Origin of the sequence: Natronococcus sp. A-GB7, assembly GCF_029688865.1 — an archaeon.
Taxonomy (GTDB): Archaea; Halobacteriota; Halobacteria; order Halobacteriales; family Natrialbaceae; genus Natronococcus.
Map to the genome: position 1 here is coordinate 40,652 of NZ_JARUKV010000026.1, position 13,982 is coordinate 54,633.

The 13,982-nt window shown below is 67.5% G+C and carries 9 protein-coding genes; 5 read left to right on the forward strand and 4 right to left on the reverse strand.

The features are described 5' to 3' along the window. Window positions 1-199 precede the first annotated feature (199 nt). The 4 genes from QA609_RS19720 to QA609_RS19735 all read left to right on the forward strand — a co-directional run bounded on the left by QA609_RS19720 (window position 200) and on the right by QA609_RS19735 (window position 6,360). Complete coding sequence (locus tag QA609_RS19720; RefSeq protein WP_278304339.1) at window positions 200-2,005, forward strand: bacterio-opsin activator domain-containing protein; 1,806 nt, start codon at window positions 200-202, stop codon at window positions 2,003-2,005. 46 nt (window positions 2,006-2,051) lie between these two features. After that, window positions 2,052-4,763, forward strand: a complete 2,712-nt coding sequence (locus tag QA609_RS19725; protein WP_278304340.1) for a S8 family serine peptidase — start codon at window positions 2,052-2,054, stop codon at window positions 4,761-4,763. 107 nt (window positions 4,764-4,870) lie between these two features. Next, window positions 4,871-5,452 carry a hypothetical protein gene (locus QA609_RS19730; protein ID WP_278304341.1) on the forward strand — a complete coding sequence of 194 codons (582 nt, stop codon included), beginning with the start codon at window positions 4,871-4,873 and terminating at the stop codon, window positions 5,450-5,452. Beyond that, window positions 5,449-6,360 (forward strand): S8 family serine peptidase, encoded by a 912-nt coding sequence (locus QA609_RS19735; protein ID WP_278304342.1) that lies wholly within the window; start codon window positions 5,449-5,451, stop codon window positions 6,358-6,360. The genes QA609_RS19730 and QA609_RS19735 overlap by 4 nt, the downstream gene beginning before the upstream one ends. Window positions 6,361-6,461: 101 nt before the next feature. On the opposite strand, the gene QA609_RS19740 is transcribed toward QA609_RS19735, so the two are convergent. Next, the gene (locus QA609_RS19740; protein ID WP_278304343.1) at window positions 6,462-8,402 is read right to left on the reverse strand and encodes a glycoside hydrolase family 36 protein; all 1,941 of its coding nucleotides are present in this window, start codon (window positions 8,400-8,402) and stop codon (window positions 6,462-6,464) included. A 74-nt stretch (window positions 8,403-8,476) separates the two neighbouring features. Between QA609_RS19740 and QA609_RS19745 the strand changes: the two genes are divergently transcribed. After that, complete coding sequence (locus tag QA609_RS19745; RefSeq protein WP_278304344.1) at window positions 8,477-10,501, forward strand: beta-galactosidase; 2,025 nt, start codon at window positions 8,477-8,479, stop codon at window positions 10,499-10,501. A gap of 393 nt (window positions 10,502-10,894) precedes the next feature. Here the strand turns inward: QA609_RS19745 and QA609_RS19750 are convergent, their stop codons facing one another. The 3 genes from QA609_RS19750 to QA609_RS19760 all read right to left on the reverse strand — a co-directional run bounded on the left by QA609_RS19750 (window position 10,895) and on the right by QA609_RS19760 (window position 13,976). Beyond that, window positions 10,895-11,638 carry a sugar phosphate isomerase/epimerase gene (locus QA609_RS19750; RefSeq protein WP_278304345.1) on the reverse strand — a complete coding sequence of 248 codons (744 nt, stop codon included), beginning with the start codon at window positions 11,636-11,638 and terminating at the stop codon, window positions 10,895-10,897. Between the two features lie 66 nt (window positions 11,639-11,704). Then, window positions 11,705-12,853, reverse strand: coding sequence for a galactonate dehydratase (gene dgoD, locus QA609_RS19755; protein ID WP_278304346.1), 1,149 nt, complete (start codon window positions 12,851-12,853; stop codon window positions 11,705-11,707). Window position 12,854: 1 nt separating this feature from the next. Next, a complete protein-coding gene (locus tag QA609_RS19760) occupies window positions 12,855-13,976 on the reverse strand; it encodes an ABC transporter ATP-binding protein (RefSeq protein WP_278304347.1) in 1,122 nt (373 codons plus the stop codon). Between the last annotated feature and the right edge of the window lie 6 nt (window positions 13,977-13,982).

Here is a 13,982-nt window from a genome sequence, read left to right on the forward strand (position 1 = left end):
GAGTCCCGATCGGACAGCCGAGCAGCACGTCGGTCGCCGATCTCGTTCCGGCCACCGAACGATCACTACCGCGCTCGTATCCAGAGACCAGGGGATCAGGGCCCTCGGAGAACAACTCGACGGGGAACGCGGGATAGACGTAACCGTCCGTTCGGCGCTATCCGAGATCGGGAAACGAGCCGGCCGGATCGACTGTATAGTGTGCGGTCCCGACGTCGTCGATTCGGGTATCGCCGAAAAGAAACGGGGGGTCCCGGCCAGTGCGTGGATCGTCCTCTGCGAGGACAACGAAACGGCGGAACGGGCGCTCTCGAACGGCGTCGATCGGTGTGTACATTGGGGGGACGACCGGGACGCGACGGTAGCACATCTCGCGACTGCGCTCAGAGCCGTGATTAATACTCGGGAGGCGAAGTTCACCCGGGAGGCACTCCAGCGGTTGAACGATCTGTTTTTCGTCTTCGACCCGGACGGTACCCTGCTCCAGTGGAACCACCGGCTGTCCGAGGTGACCGGGTACGACGACGACGAGATCGCCGCTATGTCGCCGTCCGATTTCGTCGCCGCCGAGGACATCGCGGCGATCGAGGCGGCGGTCCGACGGACTCTCGAGAGCGGGACAGCCCGGACGGAAGCGGACCTCGTGACTAGGGACGGCGAGGCGATCCCCTACGAGTTCACGGGCGCGTTGCTCGAAACCGAGGCGGGCGATCGGATCAGCGGAATCGGACGGGACATAACGGATTGCAAACGCCGACAGCGCGTCCTGGCCGAGCAGGCCGAACAGCTGCGAACGCTGAACCACATCAACGCGGTCATCCGGGAGGTCAATCAGGCGGTCGTGCGGGCCTCGACCCGCGAGGAGATCGAGGAGGCGGTATGCACCCACCTCGCTAAGAAGGAGCCGTACCGGTTCGCGTGGATCGGGGAGCAGGGGGCCGCAAGCGATCGCGTCACGCCGCGGGCGTGGGCGGGGATCGAAAAGGGGTATCTCGAGGACCGCCCCGACGTCGAAGAGAAGCGGGGTGATCACATCACGGCGGCGACCGCCATCCGGACCGGCGAGATCCAGACCGCACAGCGCATCGCCGAGGACCCCGAGTTCGAACCGTGGCGCGAGGCGGCCCTGGAGCGTGGCTTCCGGTCGGCGATCGCCGTCCCGCTTCGCTATCGCGAGACGACCTACGGGGTGCTTTGCGTGTACGCGCCGCGTCCGGAGGCCTTCGACGAGGACGAACAGGCCGTGCTCGCCGATCTCGGCGAAACCGTCGCGTACGCGATCAGTGCGGCCGAACGACGGCGCGCGCTCGTCACCAATTCGGTCATCGAACTCGAGTTTCTGACCCGCGATCAGTCGATCGGCTACGTGGCGCTGTCGGCCGATCTCGGCTGTGAACTAACCGTCGAGGGCGTTTCGCCGACCGGCGACGGGGAAGTCGCTGCCTTCGTCACGATACGCGGTGCGGACTGCGAGGCGGTGCTCTCGACTATCGCCGACGACCCGGACGTCGAGGCGACCGTCGTGGCGGATCACGGCGAGGAGTGTGTCTTTCGGATGACCGGACCGGAGCCGTCGGTGTCCGGAACTATCGCCGATTACGGGGGCGTCGTCCGGGAGGCGGACGCCGACGACGGCGAGGGGCGGTTCGTCGTCGAACTCCCTTACGACGCCGACATCCGTGCGGTCGTCGGCGGCCTCGAGAAGTACTACGACCGAACCGAACTCGTCGCCCAGCGCGAGCGCGAGCGGACCGGGCCCTCGGATGCGGTGGTCAGGGAGGCGTTCGACGACGCGCTGACCGATCGCCAGCGGGAGGTGTTGCGGGCCGCGTATCTCTCCGGCTTTTTCGACTGGCCACGCGGGGCAAACAGCGGCGAGGTCGCCGAGGTCCTCGGGATCACGGAGCCGACGTTCCACGAACACCTCCGGACGTGCCAGCGCAAACTCGTTAGCGCGTACTTCGATCACCAGCCGCCGGTCGACCTGGCCGAACTGATAGCCTAGAGGATTTGGTTCACGATTCTTTATTGTAATCTCCCTCTGTTACTCCATGTCGCAAGACAACTCTGAAAATATAACAACCACGACGCGGCGTAAATTCGTCGCGGGAACCAGCGCGCTCGTCGGGGCCGGCCTGCTCGGGGCCGGTGCCGGCGTCTCCACCGTCGGAGCCAGCGAGGACGTCGACACGGCGTTCGCGAACGTACGGGTACGCGAGGCCCTCCACGCCTGGAACCGCGGGTATCGCGGGCGAGCCGACCGAACGCTTGCACTGGCCGACAGCGGAACCGACTCGCGCCACCCCGATCTCGGTCCCTGGAGCGGGGCGACGGTCTCGACGGAGGACGGGTTCGAGATCGACGGCAACCCGTTCGCCAACACCGGCGGGAGTACCACCTCGAACACGACGAAACTCGTCGCCTGGCACAACGACTTCGACCGATACGGCGAGTACTCCCGGCCGCGGGACTCCAACGGCCACGGGACCCACGTCGCCTCGATCATGGCCGGTACCGGGCGAGCGAGCGGGTTCGACGGCAGCCGTTACCAGGAGGACGAACCCCGGACGACGCTCGTCCTCGGCGACACCCTCTCCTACGAGGTCGACGCCGAGGCTCACAGCGGCGTCTTCGCCAGCGTCTACGGTGAACTCGTCGAGATCGCGATCGAAGGTCCCGACGGCGAGGAGATCACGACCTCCAGTGACCTCGTCGGCACGAGCCTCGAAGAGAACATCGTCGCCCAGACGCCGACGGTCCACGACGACGGCGAGGAGACCTACACGGTCCACGTCCGCGCCCAGGAGGGCGAACTCGTCTCGTCGGGCACCGTCGAGCGCGTCGCCGTCGGGGCGTTCGTCGATCCGACCGACACCGTCGGCGACCGGACCGACGACGGCGACCGCTCGATGCACGCGGGCATCGCGCCCGACGCGGGGATCGTCTCGCTGTCGGGACTCGGCGACCCGACCCTCGAGATGGGCGACTACGCAGAAGAGTTCGCCGAGGAACTCAACGTCCGCGCGGTGAACATGTCCTGGGGGTACGTCGGCGGGATCCCCCTCGGCGCGGCCGGTGGACGCCTCGACGACGTCCCCGAGGCGATCGGGAACCTGGCCGACGCGGGGATCCTCTCGGTCGCGGCAGCGGGCAACGACGCCACCCCGGCTTCCGGTAACGCCGCACCGGCAGTCGTCCGCGAGGCGATCTCGGTCGTCGCGACCGGCGCCCGCGACGGGATCTCAGCGTACTCCTCGGGGGGGATCGCCGGCATCGACGAACACGACGAGCCGTTCATGAAACCCGACGTCACCGCCCCCGGCGGGACGCTCAACGTCCCCGATATCGCTGCACTGCAGGGCGAGCCCGAGGAGGAGGTCACTGAAGCGGAACCGGACGACGCCGCGGCGAGCGCGGAGCTCGAACCGGTCGCTGAACTCGACGAGGTCGACGAGAGCGACCTCGAGCCGAAGACCGCCTTCGACGACGCGATCACCGGTCCCGTCGACTACGAGGTCGACCTCGCCGACTCCGTTCTCGACACCCTGGGAGACGTCAGCCTCGACACGTCGCTGGAGTCGCCGCTGGCCGGCGCGAACACCGAGGGCGACGGGAGCGACGGCGTCCGTGACTACACGGGGAAGGCCGGAACGTCGATGGCCGCACCGTCGGTGGCCGGTATCTCCGGCGTCGTCGCGGAAGCGATGGAGTTCGATGCGCCGGAAGCGATCGCGCTCGACGAGCCGGCCGACGCCGACCGGGACGACGTCTTCCGGCTGAAGACCACGCTGCTCGCAACCGCAAGCGAGACTGCGCTGACGGCCGCACCGTATCACCGCGCGAAGGCACCCCGGTACACCCACGGTGGCCGCGACCAGTTCGAGGGCTACGGCCGCGCGAACGTCGGTCCCGCGATCGACGCCGTGACCCGGGACCTGACCGACGACGCCGTCTCCGGGACGGTCGGCCTCGCAGTCCCCGAGGACGAGCGGGCGATCGCGGGCCACGTCCGCGTGAGCGATCCCGGCGAGATCGACGCCGAGGTCGCCTTCAGCCACTACAGCGGCGGCAACGCGAGCGCGACCAAGGGCGATCCCCACGTCGACCTCTTCTGCTACGACGCCCAGAACCCCGACGAGCAGACCGGCGACCCGACGATTGTCGACAGCGACGCCGGCATCGAGGGCGACGCCGCGGTCTCGACGACGGTCTCGCCGGACGACCTCGAGGACAACGGCGGCGAGCGAGTGTTCTACGTCGTCGCGAAGCTGGTGAACGTCCCCGGACTGGTCAACGGCTTCGACTGCCGAGCCCACCTCGACCTCGAGACCGCGTTCGACGAAGCGGGGCTGCTCGTCGAGGGCGAGCGCGAGGACGACGCCTCCGTCTTCACGGGCGGTCAGACCAACCGCACCGAACTCGACGTGACGGTTCGCAATCCCGACGACGAGGACGTCGTCGTCCGCGACACCGTCCCCGAGGACTGGGACGTCGACGAGGACCACGGCGACGTCGAGGCGACGACGCCCGCCTTCGGCGGCGGCACCCACGTCTACGTCGGCGTCGACGATCCCCAGGACGCCTACGAGGGGCTGACCCACTTCGCCGAGGCGCCCGACGACGTCGAGGACTCCGATCGTTACACCTTCGGTCCAATCGCAGTGACGACCGACACCGACGACGACGGAACGCTCACCGACCGCGAGTGGACCGCGATCAGCGGCACCGACCGGACGGTCACCGTCGCCGCGGAAGAGACGTAGCTGACCAACACGGCAGTTCGCCCGTTTTCGGGCCGCCGTCGAGACTGCGACTGAAGCGAGACCCATCCGCGACTGACGACGCTCCGGGCCGACACGAGAGACCATCTATGACCACGAACTCGACCACCGAGACGCGAACTGACGCAGTCAGTGCATCGACCCGCAGACGATTCGTCGCCGGCCTCGGCGCCGCCGGCCTCGCGACGACGCTTCCCTTCGCCGGGAGCGCGGCAGCCGACGAGACGATCGTCGACGAGACGCTCGACACCGCGAGCGACGCTCTCCAGGAGACCCTCGTCGTCTTCGAGGAGACCGACCAGGTCGACCGCCTCGCGGAGCTGGACCTCGCGCTGGGGTATCACTCCTTCGCGGTCCTCCCGGTCGGCTACACCGAACTCACCGGCGAGCAGCTGCTCGAGATCTCCGCCTGGGACGATGTCAGGTACGTCTCGGCGAACCGCGACCTCGAGTACTTCAACGACGACAGCCGCGAGACGACCGGCGCCGATCGGGTCCAGGACGGCGAGGACCTCGAGACGGCCTACACCGGCAAGAACGTCCACACCGCGGTCATCGACACCGGCGTCGACGGCGCCCACCCCGACCTCGAGGGGAACCTCGCGGCCAACTGGCAGTGGGTCGGTGATCCGCTCGAGCAGGACGTCCTCTGGGAGGACCTCGGCCCGTGAACACCGACGACAACGGGCACGGGACCCACTGCTGTGGCACCGTCGGCGGCGACGGCACCGAGAGCGACGGCGAGTACAAGGGGATCGCTCCCGACGCGACGCTGACCTCCTACTCAGCGAACCTCTCGCTGACGCTCGTCACGATCGTCGCGGCCTATGACCACATGATCGAACGCAAGCAGTCGGGCGAGACCGACATCCAGGTCGTCTCGAACTCGTACGGGCTGGCCGAGGACGAGGACTACGACCCGAACGATCCGGGCAACGTTGCCACCTGGCACGCGTTCGAAGCCGACATCCTGCCCGTGTTCGCCGCCGGCAACGACGGCCCCGAGACGAACACGCTCAACTTCTACACCCGCGGCCCCCACGTCCTTGGCGTGGCGGCGACGAACGCCGACCAGACGGTGACAGACTTCTCCTCGCGCGGGCGCTCGCCGGGGTACGACGGCGTGACCAACTACGACCGCGAGGCAGCCTTCGAGAACCACCGGGCGTTCTACTCGGGCGACGACCCCGACGGCCCGCTGGGATTTTATCGCAACGGTGTCGCCGCGAAGGGCGGAAGCGTGATGAGCACGCTCAACCCCACCCACGCGCTGCAGGCGACCGAAACCGACGAGGAGGTCTTCTACGGCCGCCTCTCGGGGACGAGCATGGCCTGTCCCGGCGTCGCCGGCTGTGCGACCCTGGTCGTCGACGCCTACTACGAGACCCACGGCGAGTACCCCGACGCGATCGACGTGCTGAACACGCTCGAGGCGACGGCCGTCGAGAACGTCCACGACGACTACACCGCGGAATCGGTCGGCGCCGGGTTCGCCGACGTCTACGCCGCGGTCGAACGCGCCGAGGCGGACGACCTCGCCGACTTCGGCGAGGCCACGATCGCACCCGGCGGCGAGTAGTCGGCTCGGAACCCGACGGGACGGGTTCGGTACGGCTCAGTTCGCTCGAGAACCTTCTGTCGGTGTATTCGGTGCAGCCCGAAGCTTACTGGCGGTCGGTCTTACTCCCGTTCGATCGGACCCCCGGTAAGGGTCGACTCGTCGCCGACGGGACCTGCCCCCTCGTCCTCGGCGATCGCGAACACCGCCGCGCCGTGGGCAGGGAGCTCCCGCTCGAGCGGTTCGGCCGGAAGCCGTTCGCCGCGAACGCCGTCCCAGAGGACGAGCGAGTCAGTATCCTGCGCGCTCGTCGCGTACTCGGCGGGATCGAACGCGATCGTCCGGGGCGCGTCGGCCCAGTTGAAGACCGCGACCGTCGGCGCGCCGTCGCCGGGTCGTTCGCAGACGACCCGATCCGGGAACTCGGTGCGGTCGAGCCCCTCGACGACGCCCGTCGAGACGGGCGGCAGCGAGCGCTCGAGCAGTCGCCGTCCCTCCGCGTCGATCTCGGCGATTCGGTCCGAGAAGACGTTGACGCCCCCGGTCGTCGCGACGAGTGCGGCGAACGCCTCCCGCTCGGCGCGGGTCAGATCGCTGGTCGCCCTGACGAGCTGGCAGTCGGGATCGTTCACCCACCAGCGGCGGTGGAGCACCTGGCGGTTGAGCGTGTTTCGGACCGCGTTCTTCAGCGCCGGCTGGCTCGCGGCCTCGTCCTCGGTCTCCCAGACCGGATCGGTGTCGGGTCCGATCCGCATCGCGTCGACCAGCCCGACGCTCGGGGCCAGGGGCGCGCCGCAGCCGAGCACGAGGACGTCGTCGCCGACCGTCTCGTCGACGATCTCGAGGCCGCGACGGTAGGCCTCGAACCGGGTCGCGTCCGGGTCGTGGCGCTCGCCTGGAAGCGCCGCCGCGAAGAGGAAGTCGAGCTTGAGATACGAGAAGCCCCAGTCGTCAACGACGGTCGCGAACGTCTCCCGAAGCCACTCCTGTACCTCGGGGTGAGTCGTGTCGAGGCCGTAGAGCTGCGATCCCGCGCGGAACCCGCCGTCGACTGGCTCGCCGACCCCGTCGTCCGCGGTTCCGGGTTCCGCCACGAACCAGTCGGGGTGGTCCTGGTAGAGCGCGGCGTCCCGCTCGACGTAGAAGGGCGCGAGCCAGAGGCCCGGCCTGTATCCCGCCGTCTCGACGTCGTCCGCGAGGGCGGCTATGTCGGAGAAGCCGTCGTCGATCGAGCGCCAGTCGCCGAACGCCTCCATGTAGCCGTCGTCCAGCTGGACGATATCCACTGGAATGCCCCACTCCCGGAGCTCCTCGAGGTTCTCGCGGACGTCCGCCTCGGTGACGTCGGTGAAGTAGTGGTACCACGAGCACCAGCCGGTCGGCACCGACTCGGGGACGCGAGCGTCCATCTCCTCGCCGATCAGGTCGGCGAGCGCCGCCAGCCCCTCGCGGAGGTCGCGGCTCGCGTCCACCCACAGGGTCGGCACCTCGAGCGTCGAGCCGGGCTCGAGGGACATCCCCTCGAACGGACAGACCGCAGCAACGTCGTGAACGCCGTCGGCGTCGTCGACGATATCGAACCGGGTGCAGAACCGGTCGTGCTCGAGAAACCCCATTGTGAGCGCCCGTTCGTCCTCGACGAACCCGGCGAGGTAGCTGCTCGTCCGTCGATCATCCGGGGCGGCGGGATCGAGCATCATCGGCGCGTTGTCCGGGTTCTCGGCGGGAAAACGCTCGCCGACCGGGAGCGTCGCCGTCGGCGACCACGACTGGTAGCCGTGGCGGTAGAGCCGGGCGTCCGAACCGAAGGTTGACTCCAGGGAGAGCGTGAGCCGATCGAGCGACGCCGTCGCCTCGCCGTCGTTGGTGATCGAAACCGAGAGGGCGATCCCCTCGGCTCGCTCTGTCGCCGAGGCGTCGCTCAGCTCGAGTCCTGTCGATCCGTTCGTCGCCGCGACATCGAGACGCCCCGAGAGCAGCTCGCCGTTCGCGTCGGCGACCGAAACCGAGCCGTCGTCGAGACCGTACCGTACCCTGGTTTCGCCGACCGATAACTCGTCCATAGCGACGAGTCGAACCGGCGTCAGATATATTCTCCCATGGCAACGCTTAGGTGGCGGCCCCGTGACCTGCGCGTATGCGTACTGGTGTCTGTTACTTTCCGGAGCACTGGCCTCGAGAGCGGTGGGAGGACGACGTCGAACGGATGGCCGAGGCCGGTCTCGAGTACGTCCGCATGGCCGAGTTCTCGTGGGCCGTCCTCGAGTCCGAGCGCGGCGCGTTCGACTTCGAGTGGCTCGACGGGGCGGTCGAACTGATCGGCGACCACGGGATGCAGGCGGTACTCTGTACGCCGACGGCGACGCCGCCGAAGTGGCTAGTCGACGAACGACCCGAAATTCTACAGGAGGACCCGGACGGAACGGTTCGGGAGCACGGGAGCCGCCGCCATTACTGTTTCAACTCCGCGGCTTACCGGGAGGAGACCGAACGGATCGTCACGACGATGGCGAGTCGGTACGCCGACAACCCCTACGTCGCGGGCTGGCAGACCGACAACGAGTTCGGCTGTCATCACACCGTCCGCTGTTACTGCGACGACTGCGCCGCCGCGTTCCGGGAGTGGCTCGCCGAGAAGTACGGCTCGATCGCGGCGCTCAACGAGGCCTGGGGGACGACCTTTTGGAGCCAGCGGTACACGAGCTTTGAGGAGGTCGATCCACCGGGACCGACGCCCGCCGAACACCACCCGTCGCGGCTGCTCGACTACGCCCGGTTTTCGAGCGACTCCGTCGTCGACTACAACCGCCTGCAGGTCGATCTTCTCAGGGAGGTGAACCCCGACTGGTTCGTTACCCACAACTTCATGGGTCGGTTCCCGACCCTCGACGCCTACGCCGTCAGCGAGGACCTCGATCTGGTCTCGTGGGACTCGTACCCGACGGGGTTCGTCCAAGACCGACTCGAGGGCGAGCCGACCCCCGACCAGCTGCGGGCGGGCGATCCCGACCAGCTCGGGATGGACCACGACCTCTACCGGAGCGCACTGGATCGGCCGTTCTGGGTAATGGAACAGCAGCCAGGCGACGTCAACTGGCCGCCTCACTGTCCCCAGCCCGGCGAGGGCGCGATGCGTCTCTGGGCCCATCACGCGACCGCCCACGGCGCCGACGCCGTGTTGTACTTCAGGTGGCGGCGCTGTCTCGAGGGCCAGGAACAGTACCACGCCGGACTGCTGAAACAGGACGGGTCACCGGATCGGGGATACGAGGACGCGTCGCAGGCGGCCGACGACCTGGCGGCCCTCGACGACGCCGACGGCGTCGACGCGTCCGTCGCCCTCCTGTTCGACTACGACAACCTCTGGGCGCTCGACGAGCAGCCCCACGCCCCTGACTTCGACTACTGGAGCCTGCTCGACGCCTTCTACGGGGCGCTCCGCGCTCGAGGGGTGCAGGTCGACGTCGTGCACCCGACGACCGCCCTCTCCGGGTACGACGCCGTCGTCGCGCCGGCACTGCACCTAGTTACCGACGGGCTCGCGAAGCGACTGACGGACTACGTCGAGACGGGCGGCGAACTCCTCCTCGGCCCGCGGACGGGAGTCAAAGACGAGTACAACAAACTTCGGCCCGCCCCGCAGCCGGGACCGCTCGCGGATCTCGTCGGTGCGACCGTCGATCAACACGAGTCCCTGCCCCCGCAAGTCGAGACCCGCGTGCGCCGCGTCGACGGCGACGAGACGTACGCGTTCCGCACCTGGGCCGAGTGGCTCGAGGCCGACGCGGCGACCCCGCTGCTCGAGTACGACACCGACGGGATCGAAGCGGGTCGGATGGCGGCCGTCGAGAACGACGTCCGCGAGGGCAGGGTCGTCTACTGTGGCGTCTGGCCGGGCGCCGACCTGGCCGACGCGCTCGTCGCCCCGCTGCTCGACCGTGCCGGCGTTCCGTCCTGCGATCGGCTCCCCGAGGGGCTCCGGGTCGGCCAGCGCGGCGACTACACGTGGGTGACGAACTTCTCGAGCGATCGGTTCGGGCTCAAGGTTGACGCGAACGTCGAGTGGCCGGTCGGCGAGAGAACCGTCGGCGCCTACGACGTCGCGGTCGCAGACGAACGGATCGTCGACGAACTCTCGGTTGAACGGATCGACCAGCAGTAGGTGGGCCGCACTCGTTCGTTCACCACAGATGCTGAACGTGAGTCAGTCGGATCGGCACGTACAGATGAACACGTCCTTTTTTCGGTATCGGGATTCCGCGTGGTTCGAGAGACCTTCGGTCTCTCGTTATCGAGCGAAACCTTCGGTTTCGCGGACCTCGCGAATTCTGTCGAGACGTTGTCCTGCTGACCTCGCGGGAGTTTCGCTCCCGCTTAGCTTCGATTCGCTCAGTCACGAAAGACGGCAGCGCCGTCTCGAACGACTTCGCGCGGAACCACTCGCGCAAAAATATATGTTAAAAAGCCGTTCGCTTCCGATTATCGCTCGCGGGTGCTACGCTTGCTACTCTCCTGCGGTGGTACCGCCTCCGCCTGTGTGTACCACTCACGACTGCTACAGTCGGTCCATCAGGAACGCCGCGCCGTGCTCGAGCGACGCGGCGGGGTCGTCGGGGTCGTCGTGCTCGTAGACGAGCCACTCGGCGCCGGCGTCCGCGGCGGCCTCGACGCAGGCCTGCACGTCGAGGTCGCCCTCGCCGAGTTCGGCGAACGTTGGCTCCGCCCCGCCGACGTTCATATCCTTCAGATGGACCGTCCGGACTCGTCCCTCGAGTTCGCGGAGGCGCTGGGCGGGGTCGTCGCCGGCCGCGAGTGCCCAGCCGACGTCGAGTTCGATTCCGACGTCCGTTGCCTCGAGGAAGCGCTCGAAGGCCCGCTCGTCGCCGAGGTCGGCATACTCGTGGTCGTGGTTGTGGTAGGACAGTGTCCAGCCCTCGTCGGCGAGTTCGGCCGCCAGTCCGTCGAGTCGCGCCGCGGTCTCGTCGACAGTCGCCGCGGATTCGAACTGCTCGGGATCGAGCCAGGGGACGACGACGCCGTCAACCTCGAGTGGTGCGTAGGCCTCGCGGACGGTTTCGAGGTCGTCCTCGAGGGTCTCGACGCCGACGTGGGGTGGCGCGACCTCGAGTCCGCACGCCTCGAGCGTTTCGGCGAGTTCGTCGGGATCGGCGTGCAACGGCGAGTCCTCGCCGGCGAACTGCACGCCGTCGTAGCCCGCGTCGGCGACGCGCTCTATGACCTCGATCGTCGACGCGTCGAGTTCGCGAACGCTGTAGAGGTTGATGGCGGTCTTCGGCATGGGTCGTCCCACTCGCCCCTGCGGTAATGGACTACCGGTTTCGGAAACGCGATCCTGATCCCGACGCTACCACTCGGCGACGCTACCGTCGTCGTGGCGCCAGATCGGGTTGTGCCAGTCGACGCCGCCGGTCTGATCGCGGACGTAGTCCTCGTCGATTTCGATCCCCAGCCCGGGGCCGTCGGGGAGGTCGACGTAGCCGTCACGATACTCGAAGACGGAGGGATCGGCGAGGTAGTCGAGCACGTCGCTGGTCTCGTTGTAGTGGATGTCGAGGCTCTGCTCCTGAATCAGCGTGTTCGGCGAGCAGGCGTCGACCTGGATGCAGGAGGCCAGCGCGATCGGTCCGAGCGGGCAGTGGGGCGCCACTGAGACGTCGTAGGCTTCGGCCATCGCAGCGATCTTTTTGACTTCGGTGATTCCGCCTGCGTGAGAAAGGTCGGGCTGGATTACGTCTACAGCGTTCGACTCGAAGATCTCCTTGAAATCCCACCGAGAGTACATCCGCTCGCCGGTTGCGATCGGAATCGTCGTCGCCGCCCGAATGTCCGGCAGCGCATCGTTGTGTTCGGGCAATACGGGTTCCTCGATGAACATCGGGTCGTACGGCTCGAGTGCCTTCGCCAGCCGGCGGGCCATCGGCTTCGAGACGCGGCCGTGGAAGTCGACGCCGATATCGACCTCGCCGCCGACGGCTTCCCGGACGGCAGCGATGCGGTCGACGGCCTCCTCGACGACTCGCGGGTTGTCGACGGAGCGAAGTTCGGACGTCGCGTTCATTTTCAGTGCGCTGAACCCGGCCTCGACCTTCTCGCGAGCCGCGTCCCCGACGTCCCGCGGGCGGTCCCCGCCGATCCACTGGTAAACCCGGATTCGGTTACGTGCCTTTCCGCCGAGCAGTTCGTACACCGGCGCGTCGAAGCGTTTACCCTTGATGTCCCACAGCGCCTGGTCGACGCCAGCGATGGCCGACATGAGAACCGGGCCACCGCGGTAGAAGCCGCCGCGGTACATCGCCTGCCAGTGGTCCTCGATCGCGCTCGGATCCTCGCCGAGCAGGTAGTTGTCGAGCAGTTCCTCGACCGCCGTTCGGACCGTCTTCGCGCGGCCTTCGACGACCGGTTCTCCCCAGCCGACGGTACCGTCGCTCGTCGTGAGCTTCAAGAATAGCCATCGCGGCGGGACTTCGAACAGTTCGTAGTCAGTGATTCGCATATTATGATGAAACCTCCGTTTCAATACCGGGAGCGACCGCGTCGGATTTCGTTTTCAACGCCGCGCCGGAGTCGGCGTCGAAGAGGTACAGCGCCTCCTCGTCGAACGTGAACCGGACCGTCTCGCCGGCCCGAGGCCGGAGGTCGGGATCGATCCGTGCCGTGAGTTCGTGGTCGCCGAGCTCCATGTAACAGAAGTTCTCGTTGCCCATCGGCTCGACGACGGAGACGGTCGCACTGTTCGGGCCGTCGTCCGTGATCGTGATGTCCTCGGGGCGGACGCCGACGCGGACCCGCGAGTGACCCTTGACGGAGGTCGTATCCGACAGCCGGTAGCTGAAGCCCGCCGGTCCGGTGAGGGAGTCGCCGTCGATCTCGGCGGTGAGCATGTTGATGCTCGGCGATCCGATGAAATTCGCGACGAACTCGTTGACCGGCTGGCGGTAGATTCCTTCCGGCGGACCGACCTGCTGGAGCACGCCGTCGTTCATGACGGCGACCCGATCGCCCATCGCCATCGCCTCGGTCTGGTCGTGGGTGACGTACACCGTCGTCACGTCGAGATCCTGCTGGAGTTCCTGCAGTTCCGTCCGCATCTCCGCGCGCAGCTTCGCGTCAAGATTGCTGAGGGGCTCATCCATCAGGAACACCGCCGGCTCCCGGACGATCGCTCGCCCGAGCGCGACCCGCTGTTGTTGCCCACCGGAGAGCTCCTTGGGCTTGTCCTCGAGCAGGTCGGTGATACCGAGCATCGACGCGACCGACTCGACGCGCTCGCTAATCTCCGCAGCGGTGAGCTTCGTCGAGAGCTTCAGCCCGAAGCCGATGTTCTCGCGAACGGTCATGTGCGGGTACAGCGCGTAGTTCTGGAAGACCATGGCCACGTCGCGTTCGCTCCCGCGAAGCGCCGTCACGTCGCGCTCGCCGAACCGCAGCGAGCCCTCAGTGACGTCCTCGAGCCCCGCGATACACCGAAGCGTCGTAGACTTGCCACACCCCGAGGGGCCGACGAGGACGAGGAACTCCCCGTCCTCAACCTCAAGGTCGAGGTCCTCGACGGCGACGATGGACTCGTCGCCGGAGTCGTACACCTTGGTCAGATTGTCGATTTCGATTCGTGCCATCTGTGT